At 40.8% G+C, this 530-nt stretch carries 1 protein-coding gene; it reads left to right on the forward strand.

Annotated elements, in window-relative coordinates; genetic code table 11:
* Positions 1 to 64 precede the first annotated feature (64 nt).
* A partial coding sequence (locus AACU55_RS19100) for an IS5 family transposase (protein ID WP_134707159.1) occupies positions 65 to 530 on the forward strand: 466 nt, incomplete at its 3' end.

Here is a 530-nt window from a genome sequence, read left to right on the forward strand (position 1 = left end):
TTTTTGAACAGCATGGTAAAGAGTTATAATTTGCTTCGCCAAAAGTAAAACCATAACCAATACCATGCCAAGAACAATGCTAACTGATATTCGCTGGGAACTGCTACTCCAAGTTATGAAAAGTACAGGTCTTATTTACGATAAAACTGAACATCGAATGACATTTGAAGGAATACTTTATCGAATGAGAACAGGTATTCCTTGGCGAGATCTACCCTCTGAGTTCGGAGAGTGGAGTACCGTTTACAGACGATTTAATCTTTGGTCGAAGAAAGGGATTTTAGATAAACTTTTCAAAAGCTTATCTAGCATGGCTGATTTTGAATGGGTCTTGCTTGATGGCTCTATAGTTCGAGCGCATCAGCATAGTACAGGTGCAGCTACTGAAAGCTCAGAGCAAATAGGAAAAAGTCGCGGGGGCAACTCAACCAAAATTCACTTAGCCGTAGATAGTGGTGGTCTGCCGATTTGCTTTGATTTATCAGAAGGACAACGCCACGATATAGTGCATGCCGAAAGCTTAGTTGAAC

Origin of the sequence: Rahnella sp. CJA17(1/100) (genome assembly GCF_963881615.1) — a bacterium.
Lineage (GTDB): Bacteria > Pseudomonadota > Gammaproteobacteria > Enterobacterales > Enterobacteriaceae > Rahnella > Rahnella aceris.